Genomic DNA, 16,720 nt, shown 5'->3' on the forward strand with positions numbered 1-16,720 from the left:
TTTGCCGAACCTTACTATACCCTCTGAACGGCCGGATGATCCCGTTCAAGGGGGCCGGCAATTCGCGTTCCTGCTGGTCGACAAGTTTTCGATGTTTTCGTTGGCAGCGGCGATCGATACCTTCCGCTCGGCCAACCGCCTGCTCGGCCGCGATTTCTATGGTTGGACCACGGTCTCGGCCGACGGCGATCCCGTCATGGCCTCCAATGGCCTGCCGCTCAAGATCGACTATGCCGTCGCCGATTTGCCGCCGGTCGATATCCTGTTCGTGTCGGTGGGCCTGTCGGTCGAGTTCCCCGGCAAGAGCAAGGTGCTGGCGGCGCTGCGCAGCTGGGGCCGGCGCGGCAATGCGCTCGGCGCGCTGTCGGTCGGCTCTTACCTCCTGGCCGAAGCCGGCCAGCTCGAAGGCTATCGCTGCACCATTCATTGGGAAAACCGGGCCGGCTTCGTCGAGCGCTTTCCCGACATCAACTGCACCGGCAACGTCTTCGAGATCGACCGCAAGCGCTACACCTGCGCCGGTGGCACGACCTCGATCGACCTGATGCTGGAGATCGTGCGTGGCGACTTCGGCTCGAACCTCGCCAACGGCGTTGCCAACCAGTTCCAGCATGAGCGCATCCGCTCCGCCGGCGACCGCCAGCGCGTCGGGCCGGAGCGCGACCTGACCGGCAAGTCGGAGAAGCTAAGGCGCATCGTCGAACTGATGGCCGACCATCTCGACGAGCCGCTATCAGCCGTGCAGCTTGCCAAATCGGCGGGCCTGTCGGTGCGCCAGGTCGAGCGCTTGTTCCTGCGCCATTTGAGCGTCACGCCCGGTCGTTACTACATGCGGCTCAGGCTTGAGCGGGCGCGCGAACTGCTGCGCCAGACCAACATGCCGATCCTCGACGTGGCCATCGCCACCGGCTTCACCTCGCATTCCTATTTTGCCCAGAGCTACCGGCTGCAGTTCGGCCGTCCGCCTTCCGAAGAGCGGCGCACCACGTACTGACGCGGTGCTGAGCCGGCCTCGGAACAGGCCTCGGCCGGCGCCGATCCTGTTACACGGCAACCGTTCGTGACCCGCTCCGGGGCTTGTGCCCGGACGCGCCGTCAAATAGCTTCCGGCGCGGATCAGAGGGCGGTCTCAAGGAGATTTCCATGGCGGGACTTTTGCGGAGCATCGCTGCGGCGCTGCTCCTTTTGTCGATGACTTCGCTCGGCTTTGCCGCCAACAAGGTCACCATCATTCTTGACGCTTCGGGCTCGATGTGGGCCCAGATCGACGGCAAGCCGAAGCTCGAGATCGCGCGCGAATCGCTGAGGACCGTGCTGCAGTCGGTCCCGGGCGACGACGAGATCGGCTTCATGGCCTATGGCCACCGCGAAAAGGGCAGCTGCGACGACATCGAACTGATCGTGCCGCCGCAAGCCGGCTCGGCTAGCGCCATTTCGGCCGCTGCCGACAGCCTGAAATTCCTCGGCAAGACGCCGCTGACCGCAGCCGTCAAGCAGGCGGCCGAAGCTCTGAAATACACTGAGGACAAGGCGACCGTGGTTCTCATCACCGATGGGCTTGAAACCTGCGAAGGTGACCCGTGCGCGCTGGGCAAGGAACTGGAGGCCTCAGGCGTCGATTTCACCGTCGACGTCGTCGGCTTCGGCCTGACCGCTGACGAGGGCAAGCAGATCGCCTGCCTTGCCGACAACACCGGCGGCAAATATATCCAGGCCTCGGACGAGAAGGCGCTGCAGGAAGCACTGGTCGAAACCGTCGCCGCGCCGGCTCCGGCGCCGGCACCCGAACCCGCTCCGGCGCCTGCCCCTGAACCGGCAAAGCCCGAATTCAATTTCATCCCGAGCGTGGTCATGGCCGAAGGCGGCGATCCGATCACCGACGGCAATGCCTGGGAGGTCTACAAGGCCAAGGCCGATGGCACGCACGGCGAGGCCGTCACCACCCAGTACAACAACTACGAGGCCAATCTCGAGCCGGGCGACTATGTCGTCGTCGCGCGCGCCGACGAAGCTCGGGCGGAACAGAAGGTCAAGATCGAGGTGGGCCAGGTCTACAAGCCGCTCTTCACCTTGAACGCCGGCACCATGCTCATCCATCCGAAGCCAAGCCAGGGCGCCGAGATCAGTGACGAAGCCCATGTCGATTTCGCCTTCCCGGGCGGCAGCACCACCCACTATGGCGACACCAGGATCATCGTGCCGGCTGGTGAGCAGAAGGTGACGGTTGCGATCGGCAGCGGCTCGGTGACCGAGAACATCCAGCTCGCCGCCGGGCAGACTGTGGAAAAAGACATAGTCGTCGGCGTCGGCCATGCCGCCGTCAACGCCTACTACACTGCAGGCGGCGACAAGGCCGACTCCTCGGGCATCAGCGTCCAGATCGTCAAGGCCAAGAAAAAGATCGACGGCTCGCGTGACGATGTCGCCCACTCCTATGGGCCCGACAGCAAGTTCTGGCTGCCGCCGGACGACTATGTCGCGGTCACCTCGCTTGAGCTCGCAACCGTCGAGCAGCCTTTCAGCGTCAAGGTTGGCGACGTCAAGGACGTCAAGGTGACGCTCGATGCCGGCGTGCTGGTGATGTCGGCGCCGGGCGCCTATTCGATCGAGGTGCTGTCGTCGAAGAAGGATATCCAGGGCAACCGCAAGGCGCTCGGCCTGAACTATGGCGACACCTGGCAGCAGACTATCCCGGCCGGCGACTATGTCGTCCTCCGCCACATGTCCGATCAAGGCCATGACAAGGAAATGCCGGTGACGGTCAAGGCCGGCGAACGGAGCGAGATTACGGTTCAGCCGTAATCGCCATCCATCCCTCACCAAAGGGCGGCCTCAAACCGAGCTCGAGCCGCCCTTTTTACAAAATAGGCAATCTGGTCAGGCTGCTCCGAAAGCACTGGCGCCATGGTCGGCGCGGCCGACCAGCTGGCGGAAACCGGCGAACAGCTCGCGGCCGAAACCGAACTCGTTGCCGATGAGATCGATGTCGGCCGTGCGGCGCAGCGCGAGCTCGGGCCCCGGCACCAGCACTTCCAGCGTGCCGGCATCGGCGTCGAGCCGGATGATGTCGCCGTCATGGATCCTGGCGATCGGCCCTTCCTCGACCGCTTCCGGCGTTACATGGATCGCCGCCGGCACCTTGCCGGAAGCGCCAGACATGCGCCCGTCCGTGACCAGCGCGACGCGCTGGCCACGATCCTGCAGGACGCCGAGCACGGTGGTCAGCTTGTGCAGTTCCGGCATGCCGTTTGCCTTCGGGCCCTGGAAGCGGATGACGGCGATGAAGTCGCCGGTCAGCGTGCCGGCCTTGAAGGCTTCGTTCAGTCCCTGCTGGCTGTCGAACACCTTGGCCGGCGCCTCGATGACGCGGCGTTCCGGCTTCACGGCGGACGTCTTGATGACGGCGTGGCCGAGATTGCCGGCGAGCACTTTCAGGCCGCCGGTCGGCTGGAAGGCCTTCTTGAACGGCGCCAGCACCTTCTCGTCGCCGCTCTGCAGCGGCGAGGCTTCACGCACGACGCCGCCATCTTCGCCGAGCCGGGCCTCGACCGCATAGGGCCTCAGGCCTTCGCCCCATACCGTCTGCACATCCTCATGCAGGATGCCTTCGTCGAGCAATTCGCGGATCAGGAAGCCGAGCCCGCCGGCGGCATGGAAATGGTTCACGTCGGCAAGCCCGTTCGGATAGACGCGCGCGAGAAGCGGCACCGCTTCCGACAGGTCGGAAATGTCCTGCCAGGTAAGCGTGATGCCGGCCGCCGCGGCCATGGCGATGAGATGGATGGTGTGGTTGGTAGAGCCGCCGGTGGTGTGCAGGCCGACGACGCCATTGACGAAAGAGCGCTCGTCGATCATGCGGCCGACCGGCGTGTAGGCGTTGCCGAGCGCGGTGATCGCCAGGGCTCGCCTGGTCGCCTCGCGCGTCAGCGCGTCGCGCAGCGGCGTGCCTGGATTGACGAAGGACGCGCCGGGCGTATGCAGGCCCATGATCTCCATCAGCATCTGGTTGGAATTGGCGGTGCCATAGAACGTGCAGGTGCCCGGCCCGTGATAGGATTTGGACTCCGCTTCGAGCAGTTCTGCGCGTCCGGCCTTGCCCTCGGCATAGAGCTGGCGAACCTTGGCCTTCTCGTCGTTGGGCAGGCCCGTCGTCATCGGCCCGGCCGGCACGAACACCGCCGGCAGATGGCCGAAGGTGAGAGCCGCGATCACCAGCCCCGGCACGATCTTGTCGCAGACGCCGAGATAGACGGCGGCGTCGAACATGTTGTGCGACAGGCCGATCGCCGCGGACATGGCGATGACGTCGCGCGAAAACAGCGACAGCTCCATGCCGGGCTGTCCCTGGGTCACGCCGTCGCACATGGCGGGCACGCCGCCGGCCACTTGCGCGATGCCGCCAACTTCCTTCGCGGCTTCCTTGATCAGCGCCGGGAAGGTTTCGAAGGGCTGATGCGCCGACAGCATGTCATTGTAGGAGGTGATGATGCCGAGGTTCGGCACCTTGTCGGCGCCGAGCGCCAGCTTTTCAGACGGGCTGCAGACGGCAAAGCCATGCGCGAGGTTGCCGCAAGACAGGACGCCCCGGTTGGCGGTGCGGCTGGAGGCCTCGGCGATGCGGCCGAGATAGCGCTCGCGGCCGGCTTTCGAGCGTTGGCGGATGCGTTCCGTGATGACTTCGATGTCGCGTCTGGCTGTCATGGTCGGTCCTTTCGAGCCCCGGAAGAACGTCCTCCACCGTCTGCCGGGACTGCTTTGCGTGAAATCAGGGTGCCCAGAACACCTCTACCGGGGTGGGTGCCGCTTCGAGGACTTTGCGGATGGGCTTTTTCGCACCCGGTCCCATCGCATCCTCGAAAGCGGTGCGCTTGTCCTCGCCTTCGATATGCAGCGCGATGAAGCCGGCGGCGACGATGCGCGCCATCGATAGAGTCAGCCGCGGCTCGCCGCCGCTTGGTGCATGCACCGGCAGCACGATCCTGCGCGAAGCTGGATCGAGCAAGGCGGGTAGATTCTCGGCGTCGGGAAAGAACGAGGCGGTGTGGCCGTCGCCGCCCATGCCGAGCACGACGACATCGAGGGGCCAGGGCAGAGCCTTCAGCGCCGCATCGTCGGCCGCCGCGGCGGTCTCGATCCTTGCCGCCTCATGGTAGAGCGGCACGAAGTGCGCGGCAGCCGCCTTGTTCTGCAGCAGGTTGGCCGCGACCAGCCCCGCATTCGAGCGCGGCGAGGAGGCCGGCACGAACCGTTCGTCGACCAGCGTCACCGTCACCTTGTTCCAGGCGATCGGAATGGCCGAAAGTGCTGCAAAGAACTTTGCCGGCGTGGTGCCGCCGGAAACGGCAAGCAGGGCCGTGCCGCGCTCGTCGATGGCCTTGGTCAGGCGCGCCGCGACATTGCCGGCAAGGGTTGCCGCCAGATCCTGGCGCCCGGCAAAGCCGTTCCAGTTGTAGACGGGCTCGCTCAATTGCTTTCGTGCCATGTCCGCCCGTCGCGTTCGATCAGCGCAATCGAGGCCGAGGGACCCCATGTGCCGGCCGTATAGCCTTGCGCCTCCTGCCTGGCGCTTTCCCAGGCGTTCTGGATCGGGTCGATCCACTTCCATGCCGCCTCGACCTCGTCGCGGCGCATGAACAGCGTCTGGTTGCCGCGGATAACATCCATGATTAGCCGTTCATAGGCGTCCGGCGCGCGGCCGTCGAAAGATGTTGCAAAGCTCATGTCGAGCGGAATCTGGCGCAGCCGCATGCCGCCCGGGCCTGGATCCTTGATCATGATGAACTGCTTGACGCCTTCGTCGGGCTGCAGCCGGATCACCAGTTGGTTGGCTGAGATCGGCCCGGCGCTGTCGCCGAAGATCGAATGCGGGATCGGCTTGAACTCGATGACGATTTCCGAAACGCGGGTCGCCAGCCTTTTGCCGGTCCTGAGATAGAATGGCACGCCGGCCCAGCGCCAATTGCCGATCTCAGCCTTGATGGCGACGAAAGTCTCGGTGGAGCTGTCTTTGCCAAGTTCTTCGACATAGCCTTTCACCGCGCCGCCTGCAGAGGCGCCGGCGCGGTACTGCCCGCGCACGGTGTGCTTGGGTGCCTCATTGCCGTTGATGCGCTTCAGCGCCCGCAGCACCTTCAGCTTCTCGTCGCGCACGGCATCGGCATCCATCGACGATGGCGCCTCCATGGCAACCAGGCAGAGCAGCTGCAGCATGTGGTTCTGCACCATGTCGCGCAGCGCGCCGGCCTTGTCGTAGTAGGTGACGCGGTCTTCAAGACCGACGGTCTCGGCCACCGTGATCTGCACATGGTCGATATGGGCAGAATTCCAAAGCGGCTCATAGAGTGCGTTGGCAAAGCGCAGCGCCATCAGATTCTGCACCGTCTCCTTTCCGAGATAGTGGTCGATGCGGAAGATCTGGCTTTCGTGGAAGTCGTCTCCAACCACGTCGTTGAGCTTGCGCGCCGAATCGAGGTCGCGGCCGATCGGCTTCTCCAGCACGATGCGCGAATTCGGCGTGATGAGATTGTGGGCTTTCAGCTGGTGCGAGATGTCGCCGAACAGCGCCGGCGCAACCGCCAGATAGAAAGCGCGAATGCGGTCGCTTTCGCCGATCGCCTTTTTCAGCTTGTCGAAGCCGGCACCCGTCGTCGCGTCGGCCGATACGTAGGACAGCCGGGCAAGAAATGTCTTGAGTTCCTCGGCGTCGATGTCGGCCGGCTTAACATGCTGGGAAATCGCCTGCTTGGCGAAGGCCTGGAATTCCTCGTCGCTCATCTTGGAGCGCGAGGTGCCGATGATGCGGGTCGGCTCGGAAAACTGGTGGTCGCGCTGGCGGTGGTAGAGCGAGGGCAGCAGCTTGCGTTCCGACAGGTCGCCGGTGCCACCGAAAATGATGAAGTCGAAAGGCTCGACGGGAATGATCTGGCTGGTCATGGTCTGTCCGCTTTGACGCCGCTCGCTGTGACGCGGCAGGATATAATCTAATCGATTTAAACTATCCAGTGCCATGGTGTCACATCGAGGCCAAATCACTGCATATTGATTCGCTCCAAATGTGCCTTGACACTGGCTGCCACCCGGAGGCTTTTCGTCAAGCGATGGTCCCGGGGCTTTCGCGCCTGCAACATAAAGCGGGAATGTGACGAAAGCTAATGCGTGTCGCCCAGAAGTGCGAAGCGGTTCTGGGAGACAGACACGCATCAAACAAAAAGGAAATGCGCTTGCGAGGTGGGTCTTCAATGAGCGGAAAAAGCATGCGTCTGGAAAACAAGGTTGCCGTCATCACGGGTGCTGCGTCAGGTTTCGGCGAAGGCATGGCCAGGCGCTTTGCCGAAGAGGGCGCCAAGGTCGTCGTCGCCGACCTCAACGCCAAGGGCGCGGAGCGCGTTGCAGCAGAGATCGGCCAGGCCGCGATCTGGACCCAGACCGACGTTTCGCAGCGTTCCGAATTCGACGAGATGGTCTATGCCGCAAAAAGCGCCTTCGGCCGCATCGATATCATGGTCAACAATGCCGGCTACACCCATCGCAATGGCGACATGCTCGACGTCGACGAGGCGACCTTCGACCTGATCACTTCAGTCAACATGAAGGCGATCTATCACGCCGCACTTGCCGTGGTGCCGATCATGGAGCGGCAGGGCGGCGGCGTCATCCTGACCACGGCTTCGACCGCCGGTCTGCGGCCGCGGCCGGGGCTCACCTGGTACAATGCCTCGAAGGGCTGGGCGATCACCGCGACCAAGTCGATGGCGGTCGAACTCGCGCCCAAGAACATCCGCGTGAACTGCCTTTGCCCGGTCGCCGGCGAGACCGGCATGCTGGAGAAATTCATGGGCACTGACACGCCGGAGATCCGCGAGAAATTCCGTGCCTCGATACCGCTCGGCCGTCTGTCGACGCCGCTCGATATCGCCAACGCTGCGCTTTGGCTTGCGTCGGACGAAGCCGCCTTCATCACCGGTGTGGCGCTGGAGGTCGACGGCGGCCGCTGCATTTGAGCAATTCGGGAAGTACCTCGCTGTTCGCAATGCATGGCAGACAGAGCAATGTCGGCAAGAGTTCGCATCGGTGCGCCGGCCGGCCGAGGAACGAACAGTTGACGTCGTCACGCCGGACCCCAGTTTGACTTCTCGATCCCCCGAAAGGCATAACGGATCGTGGATAGTGTTGGCGGGTGATGAAGATCAGGCAGCAGAAAAGTCGCTACGATCTGGGATGGCGGCTGCGGCTTTACCTGGCCAAGCGTGCGCGGGCGAGAAGCAAGGCAATTTTCATCGGTGTTACCGGAAGCTCCGGCAAGACGACGGCGGGAAGCCTGCTTGGACACATCCTGGCTGGCCAGGGTTCGGTCCACACACAGGTTCTGGCCAACACTATGAAGGTGTTGGTTCGAACGCTTTACAAGCGCCTGAGGAAGGCCGGCAAAGTCGATTACGTCGTTTTCGAAGCCGGCGCTTCCGACTTCGGCACGATCAGCACCATGGCGCAGATGCTGAAGCCGAGTGTGGCGGTGGTTACGATGATCCGTCTGGAGCATTTCGGCAAGTTCAAGACTCTGGAAGCTGTGGCGGGAGAGAAGCGGGCGCTGGTCGGGGCACTCCAACCTGATGGACTTGCGGTTCTCAATTGCGATGACCCACTGGTGATCGGCATGGCGTCTGGCGCGAAATGCCGGATTGCGACCTTCGGCCAGTCCGGCGAGGCAGACTACCGCGTGAGTGACGTGCATGCCGCGTATCCGGAATTGCTGCGGTTCACCCTTCATTGGCGCGGTGGCAGCCTGAATATTCAAGCGCCTTTTCCCGGCGAGCAATTCTGGCTGCCGACTGCAGCGGCTGTTGCCGCCGCCTTGGAACTTGGCGTCCCGCCAGAGCAAGTCGTAGCGAGAACGGCATCGTTTGCACCACTGCCCAACCGCTCTACGGTGCAAGAGGTATCCGCGGGTCCGAAATTCCTGGTCGATACGGCCAAAGCGCCCTGGCATTCGCTCAACATTGCCCTGGAGATGATTGCAAAGGCCAAGGGTGCTCGCAAGCGCATTGTGCTGGGGCAGATATCCGACTACGCCGGCTCGTCGAGGAAATACGGGGCCGCCTACAACATCGCGCGCGAAATCGCCGATGAGGTCATTTATACCGGCGACAATGCGCATCGCTCGCGCGCCAGCCAGGCCGACCGCGACAGCGGCCGTTTCATTGAGCTTCGCACTGCCAAGGAAGTTTCGGATCATATCAAACGGACGGCAGTCCCAGGAGAACTGATTCTGCTGAAAAGTTCGTCCAACCTTCATCTGGAAAGGATCGCGCTCGCCTGGACACACGACGTCAAATGCTGGGTCCCGATATGCCGCAAGTCGGAAAGCTGCCAAATGTGCGGCCTCTATGAGGTGCCGTTCGAGGAACACCGGGATTTCCTGGCGAAGCGCAAACTTGCTCGCAGGAGACACCGTTTCAGGTGGTTGCTCGGCGGCTGACCAGATCTGGCGGCTTGCGTCTCAAGCCCCGGTCTTGATGTAGCTCTTGTAGATCCAGCCGCGCTTGCCGTTGTAGACGATCTGGCACCATTTCTTGCAACTCACCACCTGCACCGACGACTTGGCGGGCACGGTCCCCATGGCGGCGGCGTTTTTCTGCGGACCGCTGCGCATTGTCACCGCCCTGAGGATGCGTCCGGTGCCGGCGGCAGCAGCCACCTTCTGTGGCTTGGCCTTGGCCTGGGTATCGTTCGTTGCGGCGGAAGATTGCTCGTCTGGAAGTTGCGGTTTTGGCGTCGGTATGGCGGCGGTCTCGGCGTCGTCGTCATTGGCGGGAGCAGCGACCTTTGACAGCTGCGTCGTGGCGTCGCTCTGCGCCGCCGGTTCTTCGAATGCCGCGGCATCAGACGGTTTGGCGGCAGCCTGCTCGGCAGGCGCCTGATCGGATGGCGTCGCGGCAGGGTCGCTGTTGGATTGCGCCGCAGTCCAGCGCGGATCGTTCGCCGACAGCGGCGGCATGGCAGCCCCACCGGCAGCGACCGTCGATGAAACCGCATCGCCCTTGCGCGCGGCTTGTGGCGCCGCTACCGCGGTAGCCGTCGCCGCGACCGGGGCAATCTTGGTCGTCTTGACCGGAAAAGTCGGAACGTTCTGCTGTGTGCTGGCGATCGCTTGCCGGTCGTTGGCCGGCAATGCCAGCCAAAGCGCTATGCCCGCCACACCAAGCAGCGCTGCGGTGCCGACCGCGGCGATCACCAGATGCGAATTCGTGCGCACCCCCTGCCAGAAGGAGGGCCGCATGTCATAACCGAATTGCATGGCGAAGCGCCGACGTTCCGGCGCGCCGAAACTGAAGGGCTCGTTCACTCTTGCCACCTCCAAAAGATGAGCCGGTGTTCTTTCGATCGGCGCCGGCAGCCCGGCATTCGATCGGCATCGGTCCCAACAACAAAGCGGGCAGGCCCGCAGAAATCCCCGTTCAATCGCCCAGAACCGGCATCCTTTGCCCTTGATTGTGGCATCAGTGCGCCCTCAGGGGAATTGTGCGCTCTTGTTAAGGATTCTGCAACGTCTCGCTGCGGCAACCAACAGCTCAATAGAATCAGCTCAGTACTCAGCCACGGCTGATATGAGATACTTTCCCTATATTCGGTCCCTCAGGGCAAACCAGTTCAGTGCCAAGAACAATAATGGCGTTCTAAATCGCCGGCCGCCGGGAAAAGCCGGGATGTTCAGGTCCTCGATCAGCTTCAGTCTGTCGCGGTTGCCGGCGACGGTCTGGGCATAGAGCTTGCCGAAGAAGTTCGACAGCATCACGCCGTGGCCGGAATAGCCTCCGGCCGAGATCACATTGGGCATCACCTCGCGCACGAACGGTTTCCTGGGCATGGTGATGCCGACATAGCCGCCCCAGCCATGGGTGATCTCGACATCGCTCAGTTCCGGATAAAGCTCGGCTATCTGCCGGCGGATATGGACATGGATGTCCTTCGGATCGTTGACGCCATAGACCTCGCGCCCGCCGAACAGCAGCCTTCCATCCCTGGATTTGCGGAAATAACGCACGACGAAACGCGAATCGTCGACCGCCTCGCCGCCCGGCAGCACTTTCGAATCGACGCCCAGCGGCACCGTCGCGCCGATGAAGGAACCGATGGGCATGATGTGCGCGGCACTCACCGGCTCGAGCGTGCCGCCATAGGCATTTACACCGATCAGGCATTTCTGCGCGGTGATGGTGCCTCTCGGAGTCGTCACCCTGACCTTGCCGCCGCTGGAGGTGACACCGGTCGATAGTGTCTGCTCGAACAGGTGCGCGCCGGCCGCTGCCGCGACCTTTGCCGTGCCGATCACCAGCTTCATCGGGTGGATGTGTCCGGTGCCGGTGTCGCGGGTGCCGCCGAAGTAGCGTGTGGAGCCCAGCCGTTCGGCCGTTTCCCTGGCATCCATGAAGGCGATGTGCGGATAATTGAAGCGGCCGGCCATGATCTCGGCATGCGCCTTGTAGTCGTCGAGATAACGCGGCTTGTGCGCCACGGACAACTGGCCGGGCATATAGTCGATGTCGATCTGGTTGACGGCCGCGAATTCGAGCAGGTGTGCTTTCGCCTCCTCGGCAAGGTCGAACAGCGCCTTGGCGCGGGAGAAGCCGTATTCCGCCTCCATCTCTTCGGCCCAGGCGCGCTGGCCCGTGCCGAGCTGGCCGCCATTGCGCCCTGAAGCGCCGTCGCCGAAGCGATGCGCCTCGATCAGAACGACGTCGGCTCCCGCCTTCGCCAAATGAGCGGCCGCCGACAGCCCGGTGAAGCCACCGCCGACGACGACGACGTCGCAGCTGCGGTCGCCGTCCAGGGCAGGGTACTCAGGGCGTGGTCCGGCTGTGTCTTCGTACCAGGAGCGACCGGGGGAGATAGGTGATTGGTAAGGCATGGGGACACCAGCCAATGGTGAATGGTGAATGGTGAATGGTGAATGGCTGCGAGACGCACGTCGTCTGCGCTCATCCATCCAATATGAAACTACTCAGCATTCACTATTCACCATTCACACGACGAAGTCGCCGCTCACACGTTGAGCAACAGATACTCCCGCTCCCACGGGCTGATCACTTCCATGAAGGTCTCGAACTCCGCCCGCTTGATCGCTGCATAGGTTGCGGCAAAGGACTTGCCCAAAAGGGCGCACAGCTCCTCGTCGCCCTCAAACAGGTCGACGGCTTCGAGCAGGCCGCGCGGCAGGTCGATCTCATCGGCGTTTGCGGTGGTCAGCACCGGAGGCTCGGCCTTGATCTTGTTGGTGATGCCGATCAGCCCGCAGGCAAGTGAGGCCGCCAGCGCCAGATAGGGGTTGGCGTCGGAAGACGGGATGCGGTTTTCGACACGCCGCGCCGCCGGATCCGAGCGCGGCACGCGGAACGCCGTGGTGCGGTTGTCATAGCCCCATTTGTTGTTGACCGGCGCCGAGGCCGACTGCGTCAGCCGGCGGTAGGAATTGACGTAAGGGGCAAACATCACCAGCGCGTTCGGCACATGCTTCTGCATGCCGCCGATGAAATGGAAGAAGTCGTCGGTTTCCGAGCCGTCCTTCGCCGAAAAGATATTCAGCCCGGTCTTCTTGTCGATGATCGACTGGTGGATGTGCATGGCAGAACCTGGCTGGCCCTGGATCGGCTTGGCCATGAAGGTGGCATAGATCTCATGCTTGAGCGCTGCCTCGCGGATGGTGCGTTTGAACATGAACACCTGGTCGGCGAGCTCGACCGGATCGCCGTGACGCAGATTGATCTCGAGCTGGCCGGCGCCTTCCTCGTGGATCAGCGTGTCGATCTCCAGGCCCTGGCTTTCGGAGAAATGGTAGATGTCGTCGATCAGTTCGTCGAACTCGTTGACGCCGGCGATCGAATAGCCGGCGCCGCCGCCGATTGCCCGTCCGGAACGCCCGACGGGTGGGGTCAACGGATAATCCGGGTCGGGGTTCTTGCGCACCAGATAGAATTCGATCTCGGGCGCCACCACCGGCTTCAGCCCGCGCTTGTCATAGGCTGCTACCACGCGCTTCAGGACGTTGCGCGGCGTGAACTCGACCGAACGGCCATCCTGATGGACGAGGTCGCAGATGACGGCGGCCGTCGGGTCTTCTTCCCACGGCACGACGGTCAACGTCGACAGATCCGGCATAAGCTTCAGGTCGCCATCATCCTCCGGATAGTGGAAACCGTTGCCATCCTCGGGATAGCCGCCCGAAATCGTCGTCATGAACACTGCCGATGGCAGCGCCAGCGAGGTGTTGGAAGTGAATTTCTTCGACGGCATCATCTTGCCGCGCGCGACGCCAGCCTGATCAGGCGTGATGCATTCTATGTCTTCGATGCCGCGCCATTCCAGCCAAGCGCTGACTTCCTTCCAGTTCTTCACGCCGCGTTGATTTTTCACGAAGGCAGGCGTTCGGACGCGTCCTCCGCGGGTCGACGGACGGACTTCCTTTTTCGCAGGCGGCATCATTCACCAGTTTGGGTTGCAATTATCACAGTATAGCTGTTGCCGGTGATGGAAGGGAAGGGGAGCCGGCCCGATAGGTGCGGCAACGAGGCTGGACGGCCTCTGTCAGACGGCCTTGCCGGGCAGCGCATTTGCATCCAGCCATCTGCGCAAGGCACCGGCATAGAGCCTGCGCCATCCGCTTTGCGGCGCGGTCAGGAACCAGGATTGGCTGAGGTCCCAGCTGTCTGCGCACAGATCCCTGAGCCTTGTGTTGATGATGCCTTTGCCGGATAGCGGATAGACCGAGAATTCGGAAAAGAAGATCGCGCCGTTGATTTCGTAGAAATCGCAACGCATGTGATCGAACGGCACGGTCAGCCGCTCGGCGATGGCAAGCATGCGCGGGAAGGATGCCGGCAGGTCGATCCGGACCCACTGGGGGCCGCTGCCTGGCGGTGGCGGCGCATAGGTTCCGTCCCGGTCGAAATGACATTTCTGTTCGTTGCCGTGCTCATCCCGACGTGCGGCATAGACATAGGCCGTCGTCCCGTTGGACACGTGGAATTTGTACTCCAAAGCGACAGGCTGACTGTCCTGAAGGAGCATCTCTTCCACAAGGATGCGCCTGCTGGCGTACTTGTAGCCCCATTCGCCGAATTTCCTGCCGTAGCGACGGCGCATCCAGCGAGCTGTACGCCGGCGCAGCCTGGCTCTGTCCACCTCACCGTTGCGCACCATCATGTTCCAGCGGCAGCCATGATTGGCCTTCACCATGACATTGCCGGCAAGAACCTCCGCCGGAATCTTTGTTGCGTCTTCCCCGGACCATAGGACCTCGGCAGTCTTTAGTTCGGGGCAGGTGGACAAAGCGTAGGTTTTCGAGGCGAGCTTGTCGCAAGCTGTCGTGAAAAACGGATTGTGATCGAAAAGCTTTCGCCACAGGAACTTGTCTGCATAGGAAGCCGGTCTCGCCGGATCCGGCAGCATGCCGCTATGGTCGAATGTGCGTTTGCAAATCATGGGATGGCGCACCAGGCACCATGCCCGCGCCAGGGCGAGGATCACTCGATCGCTCTTTCCAAGAGCCGACACGATCAGCCCAGCTGCCGGGTCGAAGATGAACCGTCTCGTCGGGCGACGAACACGTCTCTGGTCATGTTTCGCGAGATGCTCGTGCGGCCGATGACCTCTAGCCGAGGGTCAAGTGTGCGTTCCGCATTTTCAGCCCAAAGCCTGCCTAGCGAAACAGGCTCCCACAAAACGATCTGCACAGTCTCGGCCGCGGTATCGGCGATACGAGACACGACAGCTGCCTTAGGCGAAACCATGCTCGCGACATAGACAACCTGAGCGTCGCTGTAATCATAATCGCATCCGTCGCACAGCTCGGCCCGCATGCGCGCATAGCTGAGCTTGGCGGCGAGCCTGTTTGCCGTTTCGACGGCTTCGGGAACGATGTCGAGGCCGATGATCTCAGGGACAGTTGTCTGGTCGTGAATACGGAACATGGTGAACGGTCGCCCGCCGCAGCCGACCATGACAGCGCGGCGGCAATTATTGAAATCGACATGATCGAAGACTTCGTCGAGGCGGTTATAGGCATCCTTTGATGACAGCACGCCGATGCTTGTTTTCCCCGCTGCGATCTGTCTGAACGATGCCGGACCGCTCAGGTCCTGATCCAGCATCTGCCTGATCTCGGCGGCATCTTGCGCCTGCACCATCTTGCCGAATGCGGCGGTCAGCGCCGGTCGGTGCGAAAGGATCTCCGGGTAGGTTTCAAGCAACGCCTCGCCGGTATCGTGTCCCATGGCGATGCCAAGATCTCGGATGGCATTTATGAGTTCGGTCGGAGCGCGACCTGGCAAGGAGCTCAGAATTTGCTCCAGTTCACGCTTCCAGGCGCCCAATTCCGGCATTGTTGCCCACCATTCCCCTTGCCGTAGCTAGCAGTGCGCGGCGACAACGTCTACATCACTGCCTTCACTTGAAACGGGACAGTCGACCATGCCCCTGACCACCATCGGCTTCGACGCCGACGACACGCTGTGGCAGAACGAACAGTTCTTCCGCCTGACCGAGAAGCACTTTGCAGCCCTGCTCGCCGATCATGGCGAGGCCGAGCACATCTCGGCACGGCTGCTCGAGGCCGAGAAGCGCAACCTTGCCGTCTACGGCTTCGGCATCAAGGGCTTTACCTTGTCGATGATCGAGACGGCCATCGAAGTGACCGAGGGCCGCGTGCCGGCCTCGACGATCGCCGAAATCCTTGCCGCCGGCCGCGACATGCTCGGCCATCCTGTCGAGGCGCTGCCGCATGCGCGCGAGACAGTCGAAAAGCTCGCCGGCACCTACCATCTGGTGCTGATCACCAAGGGCGATCTGTTCGACCAGGAGCGCAAGCTGGCGGCGTCCGGCCTTGGCGACCTGTTCGATGCCGTCGAGATCGTCAGCGACAAGAGCGCCGCCACCTATGCCAGGATCTTTGGCCGCCACGGCAGCCCGCAGGACAGCATGATGGTCGGCAATTCGCTCAAGTCGGACGTGGTGCCGGCCATCGAGGCCGGCAGCTGGGGTGTGTACGTCCCGCACGAACTGACCTGGGTGCTCGAACATGTCGAACCGCCGGTGGCAGCACCGCGCTTCCGCCAGATTGTCGATCTTGGCGAACTGCCGGCTTTGATCGAGAGCATCGGCAAGGAAGGCTGACCGCCCCGCACGCGTTCGGGCGGATTGCGATCAGCCGCGCCCGAGACTGATCAGCCGGTCGACCACCGGCTGCAGCCTTTCGGTGGTGATCGGCTTGGTTACCACCACATCGACCACGCTCGACAGGCCCAGGCTGTCGGGCGTGCCGGTCTTGGTTGAAAGCAGGATCACCTTGGGGAGCGACCGCCCAGATGTCCGCCGCAAGGCGTCGATGGCCGCCATCAGCGCGCGGCAGTCCTCGTTGTCGGGGCCGCCATCGAGAACGACGGCGCCCGGAATGAGGGTTCGCAATGTCTTGGCCGCCATTTCGGGCGACTCGGAGATCGGCTTCAGTCCGGACTTCTCGACGATCTTCGACACCACCACCCGGTTGATCGGCGATTTTCCAACGACCAGCACGTGGGAGAAATCCGTTGATATCTCGGAGTTCGCGTCCCTGCTTGACGAATTCAGATGTTTGGCGGTGTCGGTCTCGCGGTTCACAGGGCACATGGGCGGGGCGGGCACTCGGCGCTGCTTCAATGCAGGGTTGAAATCCGAGAGCCAATTGGCGTGA

The 16,720-nt window shown here is 62.7% G+C and carries 14 protein-coding genes; 5 read left to right on the forward strand and 9 right to left on the reverse strand.

Features of this window, described 5'->3' with window-relative positions:
- The first annotated feature begins 1 nt into the window (after window position 1).
- The gene (locus NKI96_RS27580) at window positions 2–994 is read left to right on the forward strand and encodes a GlxA family transcriptional regulator (protein WP_032905230.1); all 993 of its coding nucleotides are present in this window, start codon (window positions 2–4) and stop codon (window positions 992–994) included.
- 149 nt (window positions 995–1,143) lie between these two features.
- Window positions 1,144–2,802, forward strand: a complete 1,659-nt coding sequence (locus NKI96_RS27585; protein ID WP_352807129.1) for a vWA domain-containing protein — start codon at window positions 1,144–1,146, stop codon at window positions 2,800–2,802.
- A 75-nt stretch (window positions 2,803–2,877) separates the two neighbouring features.
- Here the strand turns inward: NKI96_RS27585 and edd are convergent, their stop codons facing one another.
- The 3 genes from edd to zwf form a co-directional block, all read right to left on the reverse strand.
- Window positions 2,878–4,701 (reverse strand): phosphogluconate dehydratase, encoded by a 1,824-nt coding sequence (gene edd / locus NKI96_RS27590; RefSeq protein ID WP_023711782.1) that lies wholly within the window; start codon window positions 4,699–4,701, stop codon window positions 2,878–2,880.
- A 64-nt stretch (window positions 4,702–4,765) separates the two neighbouring features.
- The gene (pgl, locus tag NKI96_RS27595) at window positions 4,766–5,482 is read right to left on the reverse strand and encodes a 6-phosphogluconolactonase (RefSeq protein WP_023697310.1); all 717 of its coding nucleotides are present in this window, start codon (window positions 5,480–5,482) and stop codon (window positions 4,766–4,768) included.
- The gene (gene zwf / locus NKI96_RS27600; protein WP_023669307.1) at window positions 5,464–6,933 is read right to left on the reverse strand and encodes a glucose-6-phosphate dehydrogenase; all 1,470 of its coding nucleotides are present in this window, start codon (window positions 6,931–6,933) and stop codon (window positions 5,464–5,466) included. The genes pgl and zwf overlap by 19 nt, the downstream gene beginning before the upstream one ends.
- Before the next feature lie 320 nt (window positions 6,934–7,253).
- Between zwf and NKI96_RS27605 the strand changes: the two genes are divergently transcribed.
- Together NKI96_RS27605 and NKI96_RS27610 are read left to right on the forward strand one after the other, a co-directional pair.
- Complete coding sequence (locus NKI96_RS27605) at window positions 7,254–8,000, forward strand: SDR family oxidoreductase (RefSeq protein ID WP_027049416.1); 747 nt, start codon at window positions 7,254–7,256, stop codon at window positions 7,998–8,000.
- 179 nt (window positions 8,001–8,179) lie between these two features.
- The gene (locus NKI96_RS27610; RefSeq protein ID WP_352807173.1) at window positions 8,180–9,475 is read left to right on the forward strand and encodes a Mur ligase family protein; all 1,296 of its coding nucleotides are present in this window, start codon (window positions 8,180–8,182) and stop codon (window positions 9,473–9,475) included.
- 21 nt (window positions 9,476–9,496) lie between these two features.
- Here the strand turns inward: NKI96_RS27610 and NKI96_RS27615 are convergent, their stop codons facing one another.
- The 5 genes from NKI96_RS27615 to NKI96_RS27635 form a co-directional block, all read right to left on the reverse strand.
- Complete coding sequence (locus NKI96_RS27615; protein ID WP_023732365.1) at window positions 9,497–10,342, reverse strand: SH3 domain-containing protein; 846 nt, start codon at window positions 10,340–10,342, stop codon at window positions 9,497–9,499.
- Window positions 10,343–10,618: 276 nt separating this feature from the next.
- Entirely contained in the window at window positions 10,619–11,905 is a 1,287-nt protein-coding gene (locus NKI96_RS27620; RefSeq protein ID WP_023746247.1) for an NAD(P)/FAD-dependent oxidoreductase, read from the reverse strand.
- 134 nt (window positions 11,906–12,039) lie between these two features.
- Window positions 12,040–13,476, reverse strand: coding sequence for a glutamine synthetase family protein (locus NKI96_RS27625; protein WP_023669313.1), 1,437 nt, complete (start codon window positions 13,474–13,476; stop codon window positions 12,040–12,042).
- 102 nt (window positions 13,477–13,578) lie between these two features.
- Window positions 13,579–14,520, reverse strand: a complete 942-nt coding sequence (locus NKI96_RS27630; RefSeq protein ID WP_156937152.1) for an ATP-grasp fold amidoligase family protein — start codon at window positions 14,518–14,520, stop codon at window positions 13,579–13,581.
- Window positions 14,521–14,549: 29 nt separating this feature from the next.
- Window positions 14,550–15,374 carry a class I SAM-dependent methyltransferase gene (locus NKI96_RS27635; RefSeq protein ID WP_023711778.1) on the reverse strand — a complete coding sequence of 275 codons (825 nt, stop codon included), beginning with the start codon at window positions 15,372–15,374 and terminating at the stop codon, window positions 14,550–14,552.
- 88 nt (window positions 15,375–15,462) lie between these two features.
- On the opposite strand from NKI96_RS27635, the gene NKI96_RS27640 reads away from it, so the two are divergent.
- Complete coding sequence (locus tag NKI96_RS27640; protein WP_031199286.1) at window positions 15,463–16,164, forward strand: HAD family hydrolase; 702 nt, start codon at window positions 15,463–15,465, stop codon at window positions 16,162–16,164.
- Between the two features lie 30 nt (window positions 16,165–16,194).
- On the opposite strand, the gene NKI96_RS27645 is transcribed toward NKI96_RS27640, so the two are convergent.
- Window positions 16,195–16,656: a response regulator gene (locus NKI96_RS27645; protein ID WP_023669317.1), complete on the reverse strand. Its 462-nt coding sequence runs from the start codon at window positions 16,654–16,656 to the stop codon at window positions 16,195–16,197.
- Window positions 16,657–16,720 lie beyond the last annotated feature (64 nt).

Origin of the sequence: Mesorhizobium sp. M0292 (assembly GCF_040321695.1) — a bacterium.
In the GTDB taxonomy this organism is placed as follows: domain Bacteria; phylum Pseudomonadota; class Alphaproteobacteria; order Rhizobiales; family Rhizobiaceae; genus Mesorhizobium.

Coding starts and splice junctions, on each gene's coding strand:
- NKI96_RS27585 (WP_352807129.1), top strand. CDS start 1,144: ATGGCGGGACTTTTGCGGAGCATCGCTGCGGCGCTGCTCCTTTTGTCG.
- NKI96_RS27645 (WP_023669317.1), bottom strand. CDS start 16,656: ATGTGCCCTGTGAACCGCGAGACCGACACCGCCAAACATCTGAATTCG.
- NKI96_RS27610 (WP_352807173.1), top strand. CDS start 8,180: ATGAAGATCAGGCAGCAGAAAAGTCGCTACGATCTGGGATGGCGGCTG.
- zwf (WP_023669307.1), bottom strand. CDS start 6,933: ATGACCAGCCAGATCATTCCCGTCGAGCCTTTCGACTTCATCATTTTC.
- NKI96_RS27635 (WP_023711778.1), bottom strand. CDS start 15,374: ATGCCGGAATTGGGCGCCTGGAAGCGTGAACTGGAGCAAATTCTGAGC.
- NKI96_RS27620 (WP_023746247.1), bottom strand. CDS start 11,905: ATGCCTTACCAATCACCTATCTCCCCCGGTCGCTCCTGGTACGAAGAC.
- NKI96_RS27605 (WP_027049416.1), top strand. CDS start 7,254: ATGCGTCTGGAAAACAAGGTTGCCGTCATCACGGGTGCTGCGTCAGGT.
- NKI96_RS27625 (WP_023669313.1), bottom strand. CDS start 13,476: ATGATGCCGCCTGCGAAAAAGGAAGTCCGTCCGTCGACCCGCGGAGGA.
- edd (WP_023711782.1), bottom strand. CDS start 4,701: ATGACAGCCAGACGCGACATCGAAGTCATCACGGAACGCATCCGCCAA.
- NKI96_RS27640 (WP_031199286.1), top strand. CDS start 15,463: ATGCCCCTGACCACCATCGGCTTCGACGCCGACGACACGCTGTGGCAG.
- pgl (WP_023697310.1), bottom strand. CDS start 5,482: ATGGCACGAAAGCAATTGAGCGAGCCCGTCTACAACTGGAACGGCTTT.